An 18,224-nucleotide genomic window follows, 5' to 3' on the forward strand; every position below is an offset into this window, starting at 1 on the left:
AAGGAAATAAATAAATTATGTAGAATACTTCTTCGAGGAAATAATTTATAAGAGGTGTAGATAGATGTACGGATTATCTTTAGAAGAGCTTTATAACTTTTTAGTAGAAGAGGGGGAGATGCCTCCTTTTATGGAATATAATGAAAACATTCATTTGATTCCTGTATCGAACATCGAATACAGAGATAAGATTCGGGGGGCTTTGGTAAGTCTTGCCATAGGAGATGCTTATGGCAGCTACTTGGAGGGTCAGCTTCCTAGAGAAGTAGAATATATTAATAACTTTTTAAAAGGAGATCGACATGCGGTTTCATTAAATATTACTGATGATACTGAAATGAGCATTATGTTGGCAGAATCTCTTATTATTCATCAAGGCTTTTACCCAGAGGATATAGCCAATAGGTTTGTACGTCAATCTATTACTCAGATGGGAAACACCATTAAAGAGTTTATCCATAACTATCGTGATAGAAAGATAGCATGGTACAAGAGTGGTGTTGAGTCTGCCGGCAACGGTGCTGCTATGAGATGTGCTCCTATAGCTTTAATTAATTATGGAGACTTTGTTTCTTTAAAAATGATGGCAGGTATTCAATCTTCAATCACCCATATGGATCAAATGGCAATTGCTTCTAGTATTGCCCATAGTACAGCTATTGCCTATCTAATGAATTTATCCCCCTTTAGTTTAAGGGATAAAGAGGATCTATATAAGTTTATATCCGTTTGCGCAAAAGGGATTAAAGGTATAGAAACCAAGGTTTACCGTACTAGAGAGAATAGTCAAATTGCTAATTTATATACAAGATTAAATATAGAATTGGCGGAGGCTATTGAAAAAGATTTAGAAGTAGATGAAATAAGAGAAAAGTGGGGAAGTGGTGCTTATGTACTGGAATCTTTACCCTATGGATTATTTGTCTTTTTAAAAAATCCCAATGATTATGAAAAAATATTGAAACAGTGTTTAATGGCGAGAGATACAGATACCGTTGCCAGCCTAGCATTGACCTTAGCAGGGGCTTATTTAGGATATAACCATATTCCTAAAGGATATATTAGCAAATTAAAAAATCTTGAGGAAATATTAGCTTTAGCAGATCGCTTATTTGAACTATCTTTAAAAAATAAAAGTAATAATCCCTATAGAAGAATGAGAGAAAATATTAGTGAATCAAAATCTCAAGATGAGATCGACAAATTGATGTGGAAGGGCATTAAATACAACAAACAAGAACATTATCAGCAGTCTGTAAAATACTTTGAAGACTTAATTATACAGCATCCAGAAGCAAAGAAAAATGAGAGAATAAAACTTCACATTATTGAAGCTTATGAAGGACTGGGCACCAAACTTTTAAAGGAAGAAGCCTACGAAGAAGCTCTGAAGCATTTTAAAAAAGCATTGGCCTATGATCTAAACCACCCCATTATTTTGTGTGATCTAGCGATTACTTATCTCAACTTAGATGATTTAAATAAGGCAGAAAAATATGCTCGGCGTTCTGTAGAGATAGCACCAGAATATGAGATAGGTAGGGAGGTACTAGAGGCAATTACCAGTATCAAAAGAAAAAGCTAAGTAAGTAAATAAAATGATAAAGACCACTAAAGGTGGAGGCGAAGTTATGAAGATTGATTTTATCGTATGCGAAGATAATCCTAAAACTAGAAAAACCATCTGTGATTGGTTAGAAAGTTACATTGATCATAAAGATATCCAATTATTGGTGGCGACATCCCAACCGGAGGAAGCCTTGTCTTTGGTCACAGAAGATGAAGCCACCAAGATTTGTCTTTTAGATATTAACTTAAATAAAGAGATGAACGGTGTAGCATTAGCTGAGAAGATCAGAAGCATAAATATGAATACAAAAATTATATTTATTACTGCTTATGCGGAGTGGGCTGTAGAAAGTCTTAACAGAAATATAGAACCTTTTGCTTATCTTACAAAACCTTTAGACCGCCAAACCTTTGATTGGCATATTAGGAGACTGCTAAAGAAAATTAAAGAACTTCAAGATTTGCAGATGTATCCCAATGTAGGCTTAATAAAACTAGAAGCCTATGGTAGAACCCACTACAAAAAAGTAGAGGGAATTACCCATATAGAAACCCATCATAAAGAAGGCTATCTTACAGTACATACAATCCAAGGGGAAAAAATTATTCATAGGAGTAGACTAAATGATATGCTGCAGACGCTTAATAAAATACAGTCCAGTACTTTCTTACAATGTTATAAGTCTACGCTGGTAAATCCTTATTATATCGAGAGTACCGATAAGAAGCAAGGGGAAATCATATTAAAAAATGGCACACGTCTATTTATGTCTAGAAGCAGAGAAGTTCAAGAGGAAATAGATAGGAGGGTGATGGGGGGGAATTCATGATGACGATGGATAACCTTTGCAGCGTTATAGTGATTGCTATGGAAGTGTTAATGTATATAAACCTTTTAAGACTGTTTTTAAAAATATCTAAGAAACAATACTTAAAACTCTATTTTTTTGTTTTTATTTCTAGTGTTATTATAGTAACGACGCACAGCATAATCCAATATTCCTATAATTTAAAAACAGTGATAGTACTTATAATCCACGGGTTGATGATTATAGCTGTATTAAAGACAACTGTGTTTAAAACAATTTTTCTGTCACTGATTTATGCAGTTGTGACACTATTGGGAAATGTTTTTGCTATTTTTATTATGCGACATACTTTAGGAGCTGAAGTAGTAGAAATACTAAATGAACCGAGGTTATTTTTTGCTGGAAATATAGTATCCTTTTCAGTGATAGGTTTGCTGCTGTATAGCATAAAATATATTTTGTTATATAAAGCCTATGGTAAGATGGTGCGGAGCAAAGCTAAAAACATCATTCTTTATATTTTGACGGTATTTTCTATGCTCTTTATCAATTATTATACCTTCATCTACCATGTAAACAAAATGAATGTCTGGATATCTGTCTTACACTTTATATTGGTGGGGGTATACATCATGATTTCTCTAGACTATACTTTTTTAGAAAAAAATTTTTATTATCAGAAAATCCTTTATCAAAATCAACAGGAATATTTGACGAAAACGGAAAGTTTGTTAAATGACTATCGAGAATTGAAGCATGGATGGAAGGATTACCTCACAGGTTTTTCTGGTTTTATTTATGGGGGAGAGAAGGATTGGGAGGCTTTGGTGGCATACTATGAATCGGTGGTGGAAAAAACCAAGGACTTAAGTAAGGATTCTTTGTCTTAAATTTAAAGGTTTACCACATACAATCCAAAGGAAAAATATGTTCAAAAATAAAGTATAAGAAAAAAGAATTCAAAAAGAATTGTTAGGAAGGGAAATGGGAAAAAACTTATGCTAACAATAGACAATTTTCGCAGTATTATAGTGATTGCCATGGAGGTTTTAATTTATATTAATGTTTTAAGGTTGTTTTTAAAAGTGCCCAAAAATAAGTATATGAAATTATATTTTTCACTTTTTATTTCTGGTATTGCAGTAGTAATGATTCACAGTGAAATGCAATATTTTTATAATTTTAAAACAGCTGTAATTTTGATGATTCAAGGATTAATTACAATTATCCTATTAAAAACAACAATTCTTAAAACTATATTTTTACTATTTATCTGTGCTGTTGTAACACTATTGGGAAATATTTTTGCTATTTTTATTATGATGAGTATCTTAGGGGTCACAATGCTAGAGATACAAAATGATACAAAGCTATTTTTTACTGGAAACCTAATAACCTTTGCAACAATTGCATTGTTGCTATATATAATAAAATATATATTATTATATAAAACCTATGGTAAAACAGTGCAGGTGAAAAGCAAGAATATTGTACTATACATCATAACCGTGTTTTCTATGCTGTTTATTAACTTCTATACCTTTATCTATCATGCAAATGAAATGAATGTTTTGGTTTCTGTAGTGCATATTATCTTAGTAGTGGCTTATATTACCATCTCCTTAAATTATACCTTCTTAGAAAACGATTTTTACTATCAGAAAATCCTCTATCAAAATCAGCAGGAATATTTGACGGTGATAGAAAATCTTCTCAATGGTTATCGGGAGTTGAAGCATGGGTGGAAGAACTACTTGACGGGATTTTCTGGCTTTATCTATGGAGACGAGCAGGATTGGGAGGCTTTGATAGGATACTATGAATCTGTGGTGAAAAAAACCAAGCACTTAACCAAGGATTGCTTAACGGTATTAACTAAAATTAAAGATTATATCCTATTGGGGATGTTTATTGAAAGGATTAATGAAGCTGAGGCAAAAGAAATCAATGTCAATATCAATATTAGTGGTGAGGAAGTGAAGCTGGGAAAAGACTATGATTTTCAAATGGACTTAAACTTTATGCTGGGAAATTTCTTGGACAATGCCATCAGACATGCTGAGGAGGCAGAGATCCCCATCTTATGGATTGAGATAGTCTGTGAAGAAGAGTATACCAATTTTGTCATTAAAAATACCTTCAAAAAGGAATCTATGAAGGCAAAACAACGCTTTGATGGGGGGCATGGTTTGCGGCTGGTGACAGAAAAGGTCAAGAAATATCCATTCATTGTCCACAGCACCATTATTGATGGAGATCTTTTTATTCAGGAATTGATTATAGAGAAACAGCCAATGCGTAGTTTGGCATAAAAACAACAGGTGTCTAATGTAGGCACCTGTTGTTTTATGTTTGAATAATGTGCTATAGGGGATTATTCTTCTATCATGGACTCTGGCATTTTAGGTTCCCTCATTGCCCAGTACATGCATCCTGATTGAATGGTAAAGGTAAAGGCAAAAACACTTAATAAACTAGCCAAAGTAGTAAGTAAGTTAACTTTTTTCATTAGTTTCTCCTCCTTTTAATTGAAATACTTTATACATAAAGGGAGTGGTAAAAAGGCTCTCCCCCAAAACCGATAGTGTAATCAATGTCCCATAGGGATTTTTTGCATTGATAAAAGCAACGATAAACAACAGAGATGCTACAATCAATAGTTTTCTTCTCAACTTTTTTCTTAAAGTCATACTCCTTAAAGGCCGGGCTTCTGTAGCAGCTGGAGCATAGCGATAGAGAAGTCCTATACTTATGCCCCAAAGCAACAACAGTACAACAAGGGGAAGGGGATAAAAAATTCCCACTGAGGTAATACCAAACAAGAGAATAAAACTACCAACGAAACAACTTAAGTCTGTTTTAAGGTGCATGCCCCAAGCATAAACTCGAACTAGAGCATAGCTAACCTGAACGATAGTAAAGTAAAGAATGAAGTTGTCTATATAAAAATTTAAAAATACAGCTATAGAAAACAATACAAAAAGCTTAGGAAAAGCAATGAAAAATGCGGCAAGTCCATATTCAATCCTGTCTAGTTCTTTTTGCTCTTTATCCGGTAAGTTTTCTTTTATAAAAGAATAAGTCAAATGCTGTGCTAATTTTTCGGGAAACGCCATGATTATTCACCTTCTAACAAAATATTTTAAAAAACCTCTAATTTCTCTCTGCCTATGATCAATTTTAAGACAAAATCAGCGGGGAAGAAAGTACTTATAGATAAACTATTAAAAATTATCGGTATAGGATTAAAGTATAGCAGTTTGCCGAAATATTGTACAGATTACCGAAGTAGTATCATGACATAATAGAAACTCGTCTATAATAAGAGATATCTATAATATAAGGATTACTTTAAAATAACAAATTTAGTAGTGCAAAATATAAGGAGTGGCTTAAAATGGAGGAAAAACTTTTATTAAAGTTAAAAGAAGTAGAGAGAAAGGTTGAGGATAGACTTAACATGAATAAGAAAGAAAAGAAAACCTCCATTAAGGAGGAGTGGGTTAAGGAAGACTTTCATAGTAAAAAGAATCGAGTAGCAAATGTAATATTACCCGATATAGAAGGATAAGTTGAAAAATCTTAGGCGGGGGGGTAGTTAGATGATATTAACAAAAGAAATGATTGAGGACAATGAAAAAATATTCTTTGAATTACAAAACAAAGAAACTAGAAACATGTTATCTTTCCTAAACATGATGGAAGAATTTGTGATTATTATAGACCCTGATAATCAAGAAATTGTTTTTGCAAATGACTATGCAAAAAATGAAATACTTTTTTTAGAAACTTATCCTTGCTGGGAGGCACTAGGCTATGACAGGCCTTGTTGTAAAAACAATACCTGTCTAAGTGAAAAAACTTTTGAGATTAAAAAAAGTGATGGGACATGGAAACAGCATAGAGTTACAAAAATTATTCTCTCTAATAAAGTACTTTTAATGGAGTCTATTATAGATATAACGGAAAAAAAAGTGAAAGAGAAGAAAAAAAAACTAAAATATAATCTCTTATCTATGGTATCTCATGAACTAAGAACGCTGCTAAATATTATCTTATCTACATTACAGCTGCTAGAGGGTTATGATGAGAATTGGAAAAATTCTTCAAACTATAAACATACACAGAGGATAAAAAAAGCAACAGGACAGATTAACAAGCTGTTAAGAGACATACTTCTGGTTGAAAAAGTGGAAGCTGATAGAGTAAGATTCAATCCAAAATCTATTGATGTTATCAAACTCACAAAAGCTATTTTAGAGCCGATTCGAGAAAGTATATCTCTATTTTCCAATATTATTTTCATTACTGAAAAAGAAACTTTTGTTACGAATGTGGATGAATTTCTTCTTAGCACTATTTTGACAAATCTTTTAACTAATGCAGTGAAATATTCTAAAGCGAATAAAGATATCATTGTAAAAATTGAATTTGAAGAAGAAAATGTGCTTTTTAAAATTATAGATCAAGGTATAGGTATACCAAAAGCAGAACAAAAAAATCTTTTTCAGAGTTTTTACCGTGCTTCTAATGTTGGAGATATTTCAGGCACAGGATTAGGTCTAACGATTGTGCAGGACTTTGTAGATATTCATCAGGGAAGTATTAGTTTTAAAAGTGAGGTGGATAAAGGTACCACCTTTATCGTGAAAATTCCTATTATAAGATAAAAAAAGTTAACTTTGTTGAAGTTAACTTTTTTTTATCCTTTGCATAATAGGCAGCTGTAATAAAGCTATAACGATGATGCTTAAAATACCATAAGTAACCCAAGGAATAGGGGATTCTACAATACCATAAATATCTACCAACCTTCCACTGGCAAAGCTGCCTAAAGCCCCCCCAATGCCTGATGCAAAATTCGCCACAGCAAAGTAGGCTCCTAGTAGACTTGGATCTGCAATTAGTTTTGTTACATTGTCAAAGGTAGGCATCATAAACATTTGTCCAAAAATGAAGATGGTAGAAGAAATCATCAAAAAAGTAAAAGTAGTAGACCATCCAATCAGAGTGATTGCAATTCCTAAGAAAATTGTACCGATACTTAAAGAGAAGGTAGGAGAATACTTTTCTAAGAAATTCCTAGAAACAAGGGGTTGTAGAATAATAACAATGATGCTGGTGACAGTCCATATTATCCCTATTCTGCTAACGTGATCTAAGACTGCTTCTCCCCTCAGCGGAAGAAGTAGTCCCATCTGAGTATAAACTGCCCACATCAAAGTGGAGATAAAGCTAAAAACGACAAAGGTTCTGTCTTTAAAAATATTTATATAATCTTTTAGAGGGATAGCAGGGCAAGGTTGATTACCACAACCTGCAGGTAAAAAGATCCAAGAGATAATAATCAAAACACCATAGACACTTCCTGCCACATAAAAGTTTAAGTTGGTAGCAAAAAATACTACAAAAAGCCCTGCTATACTGGTACCCATATTGGCAGCCACTGCTCTTAAAGAAAAGGCGGTGGTTGCTTCTTCTTGAGAGGCTAGGTAGGAGATAGCTGCCTTGGTTGTAGGAATATAAATACCTGTCCCCATACCATTTAATCCAGAAAAAAGTGTTAGGGGAATTACAGAGGTGGATAATCCTAAACCAAAAAGAGCAATAAATTGAAGAGCATTTCCTATAACAACGGTGAGTTTGTTGCCTATTCGATCAGCTAAAATGCCAGCAATGATACTACCTAATTGAATAAACAAAGAACCAGCTCCAATGACTAAACCTACTTCAGAAGGGTTTAGTCTTTTTTCAGTTTTTAAAAGAATAGGAAAAATAGGGACAATTAAATAGGCAGCGATATGAATAATCAATATAGAAGATAGCAAGATCCAAATTTCTTTTTTAAATTTTGCATGAAGAGGGATACCAAACATAATGACAACTCCTAAATTTTATAGTCTATGGTAAATAGCATAAGTCTAGTATGAGCAAAAAACCCCTTTTTTAAAAGCATATTAAAGGCTCTTTTAGGAGATGATGATATTATCAGAAAGGAAGAGAAAAGGATGTGATAAAATGAAGGAGTTTTTGGTTCTTATTACTTGGCTGCTGTTTTTGGCAGTAATTTATTATAATCTTTTCGTGATTATACCTGAAGCAATTATTCTTGGTGTGTATCCCTATGTTTTAGGTATTACCTTAATTCTAGGAATAGGCGTACTAGTATTAAAATTTGTAGAAAATCCTTCCTTTGAAAAAGTGATTTATATAGTATTAGGGATCAGTTGCCTATTTGTTGGATTTAGTTTTATACAAGTTTGGAGAAATGCAAAGTTATTGAACCACTACCAAGAAAATAGAAGTTACTATATGGATGATCTTATGAAAATTACGAGAGAAAGAAAATACGAGGGAATACACTTGACGCCAGAGCAAGAGGGGATAGCTACTTTGATTGAGGCAAACACGGGTATTCCTTTAACTAACTACAATCGTGCTACTATAATTAACGAGAGTAAGAAGATCTTTGACGAAATGATTGAAGCTATGGATCAAGCAAAAGAAAGTATACATATAGGTTTTTTTATTGTTAGAGATGATCATATTGGAGAAAAATTTAAAGAAATATTAAAGAAAAAAGTAAAAGAAGGTGTAGAAGTACGGTTAATTTATGATGGTAAAGGGAGTCATCGGTTAGGTAAAAGCTTCATCAAGGGACTGAGGGAAGCTGGTGTAGAAATTTTTGCATACGATGCTATTGCTACTTCGATTTTGAAAGGAAAGTTGAACCATAGCAACCATAGAAAGATGGTAATTATCGATGGTAAGGTAGCTTTTACTGGGGGAATCAATCTAGGGGATGAATATTTAGGCAGAGATGAGGCCATCGGTAATTGGGAGGATCTTTGCATCAGGGTTGAAGGGGAAGGGGCCCATTGGATTCAAAAAGTATTTTTAGCAGATTGGTACTACGTGACTGAAGAGAAGTTGTTGGATGAAGCATACTTTCAGGCAATACAAGTAGAGGAAGTTTTACCAATGCAGGTGGTCACCAGCGGATACGATACCCACTGGAATGAAATTAGTCAGGTGTACTTTTCTATGATTACTGCTGCGAAAGAAAGCGTCTATATTGCTACACCTTATCTTATTCTTAGTGACAGTATGTTGAAGGCTCTTGAAACTGCTGCATTGAGAGGAGTAGACGTAAATATTATTTTGCCTAAAAAACCAGATTTGTTTATCGTAGGCTGGGCAAATGCTTCTTTTTTTGAAAAACTGCTAAAGAGAAAGGTAAAAGTCTACCAATATAAGGATGGTTTTTTGCATGCGAAAGCAGTTTTAGTAGATGGAGAGACTTTATCTCTAGGGTCTGCCAACCTCAATACAAGAAGTCTACACCTGGACTACGAGTTAAATCTAATGATTTATGATGAAACCTTGGGCAGAGAAATGAAAGAAGAGTTTAAGAGATATATAGAAAATAGTGTACAGGTTACTTTGGAAGATTATAAAAGTCCTCCAATAAGTCAAAGACTCAAAGAACTAATAGGTCGGTTTATTATCCCCTTAACATAAGAGTATAGTATTCGATAGATTTGTACATAATATACAGATGTTGAAGGGAGGAATTATATGGCATGTAAAATCGGTATACCAAGGGGTCTTTGGTTTTATGACTACTACCCTCTATGGAAAACCTTTTATGAAGAGCTAGGGGCAGAAGTAATTTTATCTAATCCTACCAATAAAAAAACATTAGACGCAGGTGTAAAGAATACCGTAGATGAAGCTTGTCTTCCAGTAAAAATATTTCATGGACATGTGTTGGATTTAAAAGATAAAGTAGATTTCATATTTTTACCAAAATTAATGAGTGCTTATGAAAAAGAATATATTTGTCCAAAATTTTGTGGCTTACCAGAAATGGTCACGCATTCAATAAAAGATCTACCACCGATTATCGATACAGAAATAAATTTTAATCACTCAAGAAGAAATTTAATGAAGACAGTCTACAGCTTTGGAAATTATGTTACTCAAAATCCTATTGCTATTAAAAGAGCCTATAGCAAGGCTTTAGATGCCTATCATGACTATAAAGAAAAAATCAAGGGCGGCAGCTATCCAATCAATGGAGAGTTCAACGATCATGATTTAAATAGAGAAAAAGCCTCTATAACCATTGCGGTGATGGGACATTCTTATAATATCTATGATCAATATGGTTCTATGAGTTTAATTGACAAACTGCATGAGCACAGAATCAAGGTAATAACACCTGAAATGATGGATTATCGTAGGGTCAACGAATATGCTGAGTCTCTTGAGAAAAAAATGTTTTGGAGCTATGGAAGAAAATTATTAGGGACAGCAATGTACTTTGCTGATGCTAAAAATATAGATGGCATTGTTTACTTATCCTCCTTTGGTTGCGGTATTGATTCCATTATAGAGGAATTAGTAGAGAGAAAGACCAGGAAGGAAGGGAAGATGCCTTTTCTATTGGTTACGGTAGACGAACATACAGGAGAAGCAGGGGTGAATACACGCTTGGAAGCATTTATTGATATGATCGAATGGAGGAAAAAAAATGAAACTAACCTTTCCACACATGGGTAATCAATATGTTGCAGCAAAGGTATTGTTAGAGGAATTAGGTTTAGATATAGTTATTCCTCCTCAGTGTAGCCAAGATACCCTAGAAATAGGGACAAAATACTCTCCAGAGTCTATTTGTTTACCCCTTAAGGTAAATATAGGAAATCTTGTAGAGAGTGCTAAGGCAGGTGCTGACACAGTTGTTTTTTCTGGCAGTTGTGGTCCCTGCAGATTTGGCTACTATTCTATTTTAGAAAAGGAAATATTAAAAGAATTGGGCTATGACATGGAGTTTATTCTATTTGACCCTCCACAGGGAGACTATAAAACTTTTATCAGTAGAATTTTCAAATTAGCTCAGACATCTAATCCCTACAAGATCACAAGAGCACTAAAGAAAGCTGTTCAAATCTTGTATCAAGTAGATGCATTGGATGCGGCAGCTCACTATAAAAGACCTAGGCAAAGAGAAATAGGAAAAGTGGATGTATATTATGATAGATTTCATCAAGAAGTAAGAGAGGCCCAAGGTTATAGGGAAACATCTGAAGTGATAGAGAAGACAAAACAGTCTATTATGGCGATAGAAGAAGATCCAGATCGAGAAATTTTGAAGATAGGGATTGTTGGAGAGATTTACACCATCATAGAACCTTTTGTCAACTTAAATGTTGAAAAAAAATTAGGAGAAATGGGGGTAGAAATTGAAAAATCTTTAAAAATAAGTAGTTGGCTTACAGAACATTTATTTTTAAGTCCCCTTAAATTGACTAGTGAAGGTAAAATCCACAAAGCAGCAAAGCCTTACTTAAAAACGATGATAGGTGGGCACGCCAGAGAGACCATAGGATATACTGTTGAATATGCAAAAAGAAATTTTGATGGCGTCATCCAAATCTATCCTTTAACTTGTATGCCGGAAATTGTTGCACAAAGTATTTTGCCAACAGTAGAAAAGGATTATAACATCCCTTATTTATGCCTCATTGTAGATGAAATGACGGGAGAGGCAGGTTATAGCACTAGATTAGAGGCCTTCGTAGATCTTCTAAGGCGAAGAAAGGAGAGACAGGAAAGTGCAGAACTGTTACTTAGGTATTGATGTTGGGTCAGTAAGCACCAATGTTGTATTAATGAATGAAAAAAAAGAGATCGTTGGAAAAGTATATACTAAAACACAAGGGAAGCCTATAGATGCAATACAAAGAGGTTTAAAAGAGATAAAGTCTAAAATAAAAGAAGATATCAAGGTAAAAGGAGTAGGTGCTACTGGCAGTGGCAGGCACCTTGCCTCCATGATTGTTGGAGGAGACATTGTAAAAAATGAAATCACAGCCCATGGGATAGCAGCGTTGAATTTTGTAGATGGTGTTAAAACTATTATAGAGATAGGTGGGCAGGATTCTAAGATTATCTTATTAAGAGATGGGATTATTAGTGACTTTGCCATGAATACAGTATGTGCTGCTGGAACAGGTTCCTTCTTAGATCGCCAAGCCTCTAGAATGGGTATTGAGATAGAAAACTTTGGAGAATTAGCTCTTCAATCCAAAAATTCAGTAAGGATTGCTGGAAGATGTGCTGTTTTTGCAGAGTCTGACATGATTCATAAGCAACAACTGGGTCACAATCAAGAGGATATTATTAAAGGCCTTTGTGATGCCTTAGTAAGAAATTTCTTAAACAATCTTGCAAAAGGAAAAGAAGTATTAGGTCCTGTTGTTTTCCAAGGAGGAGTAGCTGCTAATGTGGGAATCAAAAAATCTTTTGAAGAAGCCTTGGGATTAGAAGTCTTTGTGCCTCCTCATCATGAGGTGATGGGTGCTATAGGTTGTTGTTTATTAGCCAAAGAAAATGCTGTAAAAAACCCTAAAACCAACTTTAAAGGTTTTGATATTATCCATTCAGGCTACAATGTAAAAGGCATCGAGTGTCAAGATTGCTCTAACTTATGTGAGGTAATAGAGATTTTAAGAGATGGTACAGTGATGGCCCGTTGGGGTGATAAATGTGGTAAGTGGAATAGTGCATTAAAAAGTGATATAGAGAAATTAGCATAAAAAAGCACGCAGTATGTTATAAACCCACCAAAAAAGAGCACGAAGTATTTTATAAATTTGTGAAATATTTCGTGTTTCTTCTCTTTTTGTTTTCTATAAAGTCTTTTAGAAAACCCATAACGATTTTCCTCTTAAAGAAATAATTTAAAATCAAAACATGATATTTACTAATTAAGTCAGAAAAGTGTTAAACCTCTATTGAAATAATAAATGGAACACTTTTCTTTAATTATGCTACAAGTGTATCAATGCTGGCACACTTGTAGCATTTTAGTGAGTTTTTTTACTAGGTGTATACATATTGGAAGATATAAGTTTAAATATTGTTTTACATGGATGCAAAGAAACACTATAAGATTACTTTAGTTATTTGAAAAAGGAATTTTATTGGTATGAATTTTGCATTTTAATATCAGTTGGAGCAAGAAGAAACAGCTGTGAGATTATATTTAAGAAAGGAAGGGAAAAACTTTGGACTTAGTAATGAAACCAAAAAAAAGGTGTGTATGGATAGGCTTAATAGTATTAGTCTTAGTCTTAGTGAGCGCATTGGTAGGGTGTAATAATACAGAGCCTGTAAATGTACAGGAAGATTTGCTAGTTGTTAAAGTGCAGAAGATTACAAGGGGAGATGTCAGAAAGATAGAAACCTATTCTGGAAAAATAAAACCTAAAAATCAAGTAAATGTAATGGCAAAATCTTTTGGTGAAGTAGGGGAAATTTTTTTTGATGTGGGGGACCAGGTACAACAGGAGGATATTTTGTTTATCATGGATAAAAAGAATGCTGAAAATAATATTGCCCATCTAAACCAGCAGATAAAATCAGCAGAAATTACCATTGATAATGCTTCTTTAGGATTAGCTATGGCAGAGGGGAGTCGCAAGGAAAATCAAAAAAATCAATTAGAAGATACAATCAATCTTTTAAAAATAGCTTATGATGATGCAAAGCAAAACTACGAGGATGCAGGTAAGCTCTATGAAGCAGAGGTTGTTTCCAGACAACAGTATGATCAAGTGAAGCTAGTCTATGAACAGACAAAATTAAACTACGAAGCAAGTACAAGAAATCATGAGCTTTTAGTAGGAACAATATTAAAAGAAGATATCGAAAGCACAAGAAATCAATTACATCAAGCCATCACCGCTAGAGATGCATTATTGATTCAATTGAAAAATGCAAAAGAAGCGAAGGAGGATTTAACTGTCACCAGTCCCATAAAGGGGGTTGTGGCATCACGAAACGTTGAAAAGGGAGAACTTACAAGTACTGCTACACCCTCATTTGTTCTTGTAAATATGGATACGGTACTTCTAGATATCCATGTACCAGAGGGTCTTATCAATAAAATACAAGTAGGCAAGGAGATAGAAATACACATTGCAGCAGCAGGGGGTGAGGGATTTAAGGGTAATGTCACTCATATTAGCCCTGTAGCGGATTCTGCGACCTTCACCTACCCTGTCAGCATTGAAATAGAAAACAAAGACGGCGACATCAAGGCAGGTATGTTTGCAGAAGCTGTTATTGCTATAGAAGAAAGTGAGGATGTTGTGATTGTTCCGAGAAAACATTTAAGAATAGATAAGGACCAATATTTTGCTTATATCGTAGAAGGGAATATTGCCAGAATTGTTCCGGTAACAATTGGTATTGATAATGGGGAATATGTAGAGATCAAAGAGGGTTTAAAGGAAGGGCAGCAGTTGATTATCAAAGGAAAAGAATACCTAGTAGACAATGAAAAAGTAGAAATCCTGGAATAGAAAATCATAATAGAGGGGAGTGAAATTGATGGAGGATAAAAAAAATAGCAGTATTCCAGAACTTCTGCAAAAAAGAAACTTTCTGGGAAGATGGGCTGCCTTTTTTATCAATAGACATAGGGTTACTTACTTATTGATTATTATCATTTTTTTTTGGGGAATAACGCAATATTCAGGTTTGCAGAGGGAAGCACAGCCAAAGGTAACGATTCCCTTTGCTATTGTACAAACTACCTATGTAGGAGCATCGCCAGAAGAAGTAGAAGCACTGGTGACAGACCCTATAGAGAAAAAACTTGAAGAACTAACGGATGTTAGAAGAATGACATCAGAATCAATCTTTGGTCAATCAACGATATTTGTAGAGTTCGATTCAGGCAGTGATATACAGGAAAAAATCAGAGAAACAAGAGAAAAGATTTTAGACATCAGTGATACATTACCAGCGGAGGTGGAAACACCAAAAGTCATGGATATGAAAACAGGAGAGAGTCCGGTATTGGTATTTACCTTGGGGGGAAATCAGGATATACTGGAAATACAAGGAAGCGCTAAGAAAATAAAAGATCTTATTGAATCAGTGGAGGGTGTTACTGAGGTGGCACTGATTGGGGATATAAAGAGAGAAATAAACGTGATTGTAGATCCACAAAAGCTCTCAGTATATGCTATTTCGCTACAGGATATTAAAAATGCTCTGATACAATCCAATGTGAACCTTCCTGGGGGGGACATAAAACTAAATGAAATTCATTATAATGTTCGAACCATAGGAAGGTTTGAAAAGGTAGAGGAATTAAATCATGTTATCATCAGGGATGAGGGAAATGGGAAAGTTTATTTAAAAGATATTGCTGTGATCGAGGATGGCTATGAGGACATAAAAAAATTTGTAAGAAAATCTGTAGAATCAGGAGAAAATCCTTCTATTGAAAATGTAATTGCAATTTCTGTTCATAAAAAGGAGTCTGCTGATGATATTACAGTTAGAAATAATATATTAGAAAAGTTACAAGACCATCAAGAAGATTTATATCCTGATGATATGAAATTAGAAATCGTATCTGACAAGGCTGACTATGTGGAAAGGCAACTGGGTTCCGTCACTGATAATGCAAAGTCAGGATTGTTGTTGGTGATTGTAGTGCTATTTCTTTTCATAGGTTTTAAAGAAGCTTTGATTGTAGCCTTTGTTATTCCTCTTTCTATTTTTGCAGCCTTCGGATTGATGAAGGTATGGGGACTAACCTTAAATGAAATCACGATGTTTTCCCTTGTTTTAGCAGTAGGTATGCTGGTGGACAATGCTATTGTGGTGATGGAAAATATAGATCGTTTGAGGTCTAAAGGTTTATCTTCAAAGTTGGCGGCAGAAGCAGGCACCAATCAAGTAGCTCCTGCTATTATGGCATCTACTTTGACAACCTTAGCAGCCTTTTTTCCACTGGCATTAACACCAGGAATTAGCGGTGATTATATACGTCCCATGCCGCTAACGGTGATCTTTGCTTTGAGTGCCTCCTTTTTTATGGCAGTTACAATATCCCCTTCAATCTGTGCCGGTATGATAAAAAATCATAGGAGTCAGGAAAGAAAGTTGGAGAATCCTCAAAAACAGAAATACATGAAAATGATTTCTGTAGTATTTGTTTTTATTCTATCTATGATTGCCTTTAAAGACTGGGGTCAAGAGGGGATAAAACAGTACGGAATACTGTCGATAATCATGGCTGTATTATTTGCATTTGTTATGTTCTTAAAGCAATTTAAGTTCAAAGGCAGTCATGAAGATAGTGCTGTGCTTCATTACTATCAAAAGTGTTTAGGATGGATTGTTACATCCACCAAAAGAAAATGGCTGCTTATAGTACTGATCTTTCTGTTATTTATATCAAGTGTAGCTTTAATCCCACTAGGTATACTGAAGGTGGAGATGTTTGGGGATGAAGATATGCCTGGTTTCTATGTAGAAGTTAACACTCCCCAGGGAAGCAATTTAGAAGATACGCTGGAAATTATAAAACAGGTGGAAACCTATTTGTTTACTATAAATGAGATAAAGCATTTCGTATCCTATGTGGGGGATGAAGGTACAGATATGTGGTCTCTTTATAGGGTAGAAAACCCTGATGTTCCCAATAAAGGAAGAATCATTGTAGAGTTGCAAGAAGAAATGGATAGAGAAAGAAGCAGTGTAGAAATTGCAAACCAAATTAGAAATCAGGCAAAAAAGATTCCAGGTGCCGAAATAAAGGTAGTTGAATTAGCAATGGGAGCTCCAACTGGTTCCCCTATTCACTTAAGAGTAAAGGGTGAAAATTTAGAGGATTTAGAGAAAACAGCAAAGAGTTTTGCTGAAATTTTAAAAGCAATGGAGGGAACCAGGGATGTGGTGACCAGTATAGGTGAAGGTGTACCAGAGCTACAGGTACGGGTAGATAAGGTAAGGGCATCTATGTTGGGTTTAGATAATATGTCCATAGCCCTTTCTATGAGGAATGTAATACATGGTATAGAAGCTACAACCTTTAGGGAAAACCAAGAAGAAATAGATGTCATGATTCGGACCTCGAAAGATCGTCTTAGAACGGTTCATGATATAGAAAAAATCTTTTTCTATACCTCTAGAGGAGAAGCTATCCCCTTTTTACAGGTGGCAGAAGTCGTGGAAACGGAAAGTATTATGAACATAGCACATGAAGATAGTAAAAGGAGAATAGCTGTTTTGGGAGAGATTGATGATGAAAGAGTAACTGCTGTTGAAATAATCAATAGATTTAAGGAAGAAATCAAAGATTATGCTATACCAGAGGGGGTTGTTTTAGAATTTGGAGGAGAAATGGAGGAAATGGAGGAATCCTTTGAGAATATGATGAATAACATGATCCTTGCAGCCATCTTGGTATATATTATCTTAGCGATTCAGTTTAATTCCTTAACACAGCCTTTGATTATTCTATTTGCTGTACCTATGGCATTAATCGGTGTCATGCCGGGGCTGGTGATTACCGGTAATAAGTTTGGTTTTGTAGCCTTTGTAGCTGTGGTGGCACTGGTGGGGATTGCAGTAAATGACGCAATTGTTTTAGTGGACTATATTAATTATCTTAGAAGCAATGGGGATAATCTAAAGGATGCTATTCTTGAAACAGGAAAAACAAGGTTTTTGCCGGTTTTGGCAACAACCATTACAACAGCAGGAGGTATTTTGCCCATTACGTTAAAGGAAGCATTTTATGCACCTTTAGGGATTGCTTTGATTTGTGGATTGTGTATGTCCACACTGTTGACTTTGGTGATTGTCCCCACAATGTATTCCATACTTGAGGAACATAAACTAAAGAGATTAAATAAAAAGGAAAAAGAATTACATAATTCCATTTAAATTAACTCCATGTGCTAGTAAATCTACACCAAGATAAATTTACCAATTTATTTTTACAAAAAAACATTTCTCTTACGAATAAGCATT

Annotated in this window: 15 protein-coding genes; 12 read left to right on the forward strand and 3 right to left on the reverse strand. The window is 34.6% G+C overall.

Going from position 1 to position 18,224, the window contains the following annotated elements; genetic code table 11:
- Window positions 1-64 precede the first annotated feature (64 nt).
- The 4 genes from CACET_RS02840 to CACET_RS02855 all read left to right on the forward strand — a co-directional run bounded on the left by CACET_RS02840 (window position 65) and on the right by CACET_RS02855 (window position 4,690).
- On the forward strand, window positions 65-1,585 hold the full coding sequence (locus tag CACET_RS02840) for an ADP-ribosylglycohydrolase family protein (RefSeq protein ID WP_044823063.1): 1,521 nt from the start codon (window positions 65-67) through the stop codon (window positions 1,583-1,585).
- A 46-nt stretch (window positions 1,586-1,631) separates the two neighbouring features.
- Complete coding sequence (locus tag CACET_RS02845; RefSeq protein WP_044823062.1) at window positions 1,632-2,399, forward strand: LytR/AlgR family response regulator transcription factor; 768 nt, start codon at window positions 1,632-1,634, stop codon at window positions 2,397-2,399.
- Window positions 2,399-3,268, forward strand: coding sequence for a hypothetical protein (locus CACET_RS02850; protein ID WP_048407522.1), 870 nt, complete (start codon window positions 2,399-2,401; stop codon window positions 3,266-3,268). The genes CACET_RS02845 and CACET_RS02850 overlap by 1 nt, the downstream gene beginning before the upstream one ends.
- 108 nt (window positions 3,269-3,376) lie before the next feature.
- Complete coding sequence (locus CACET_RS02855) at window positions 3,377-4,690, forward strand: GHKL domain-containing protein (RefSeq protein ID WP_044823060.1); 1,314 nt, start codon at window positions 3,377-3,379, stop codon at window positions 4,688-4,690.
- Between the two features lie 62 nt (window positions 4,691-4,752).
- Here CACET_RS02855 and CACET_RS21065 read toward each other — a convergent pair whose 3' ends face one another.
- Window positions 4,753-4,887, reverse strand: a complete 135-nt coding sequence (locus CACET_RS21065; protein WP_278287091.1) for a hypothetical protein — start codon at window positions 4,885-4,887, stop codon at window positions 4,753-4,755.
- Complete coding sequence (locus CACET_RS02860) at window positions 4,874-5,494, reverse strand: accessory gene regulator ArgB-like protein (protein ID WP_044823059.1); 621 nt, start codon at window positions 5,492-5,494, stop codon at window positions 4,874-4,876. Before CACET_RS02860 ends, CACET_RS21065 begins: the two co-directional genes overlap by 14 nt.
- 281 nt (window positions 5,495-5,775) lie before the next feature.
- Between CACET_RS02860 and CACET_RS20345 the strand changes: the two genes are divergently transcribed.
- Both CACET_RS20345 and CACET_RS02865 read left to right on the forward strand, forming a co-directional pair.
- Complete coding sequence (locus tag CACET_RS20345) at window positions 5,776-5,949, forward strand: hypothetical protein (RefSeq protein WP_158385949.1); 174 nt, start codon at window positions 5,776-5,778, stop codon at window positions 5,947-5,949.
- 31 nt (window positions 5,950-5,980) lie between these two features.
- A complete protein-coding gene (locus CACET_RS02865; RefSeq protein WP_052661201.1) occupies window positions 5,981-7,048 on the forward strand; it encodes a sensor histidine kinase in 1,068 nt (355 codons plus the stop codon).
- A gap of 21 nt (window positions 7,049-7,069) precedes the next feature.
- On the opposite strand, the gene CACET_RS02870 is transcribed toward CACET_RS02865, so the two are convergent.
- Window positions 7,070-8,254, reverse strand: coding sequence for an MFS transporter (locus CACET_RS02870; protein WP_052661200.1), 1,185 nt, complete (start codon window positions 8,252-8,254; stop codon window positions 7,070-7,072).
- Window positions 8,255-8,396: 142 nt separating this feature from the next.
- Here CACET_RS02870 and cls point away from each other — a divergent pair, with 142 nt between their 5' ends.
- From cls to CACET_RS02900, 6 genes are all read left to right on the forward strand, one after another.
- Window positions 8,397-9,899, forward strand: a complete 1,503-nt coding sequence (gene cls / locus CACET_RS02875) for a cardiolipin synthase (RefSeq protein ID WP_052661199.1) — start codon at window positions 8,397-8,399, stop codon at window positions 9,897-9,899.
- Window positions 9,900-9,956: 57 nt separating this feature from the next.
- The gene (locus tag CACET_RS02880) at window positions 9,957-10,943 is read left to right on the forward strand and encodes an acyl-CoA dehydratase activase-related protein (RefSeq protein ID WP_044823058.1); all 987 of its coding nucleotides are present in this window, start codon (window positions 9,957-9,959) and stop codon (window positions 10,941-10,943) included.
- Window positions 10,915-12,024, forward strand: coding sequence for an acyl-CoA dehydratase activase-related protein (locus CACET_RS02885; protein ID WP_044823057.1), 1,110 nt, complete (start codon window positions 10,915-10,917; stop codon window positions 12,022-12,024). Before CACET_RS02880 ends, CACET_RS02885 begins: the two co-directional genes overlap by 29 nt.
- Entirely contained in the window at window positions 11,999-12,982 is a 984-nt protein-coding gene (locus CACET_RS02890; protein WP_044823056.1) for an acyl-CoA dehydratase activase, read from the forward strand. Before CACET_RS02885 ends, CACET_RS02890 begins: the two co-directional genes overlap by 26 nt.
- 471 nt (window positions 12,983-13,453) lie before the next feature.
- Complete coding sequence (locus CACET_RS02895) at window positions 13,454-14,752, forward strand: efflux RND transporter periplasmic adaptor subunit (RefSeq protein ID WP_044823055.1); 1,299 nt, start codon at window positions 13,454-13,456, stop codon at window positions 14,750-14,752.
- Window positions 14,753-14,780: 28 nt separating this feature from the next.
- Complete coding sequence (locus tag CACET_RS02900; protein ID WP_044823054.1) at window positions 14,781-18,137, forward strand: efflux RND transporter permease subunit; 3,357 nt, start codon at window positions 14,781-14,783, stop codon at window positions 18,135-18,137.
- Window positions 18,138-18,224 lie beyond the last annotated feature (87 nt).

Source organism: Clostridium aceticum (assembly GCF_001042715.1).
In the GTDB taxonomy this organism is placed as follows: Bacteria; Bacillota; Clostridia; order Peptostreptococcales; family Natronincolaceae; genus Andreesenella; species Andreesenella acetica.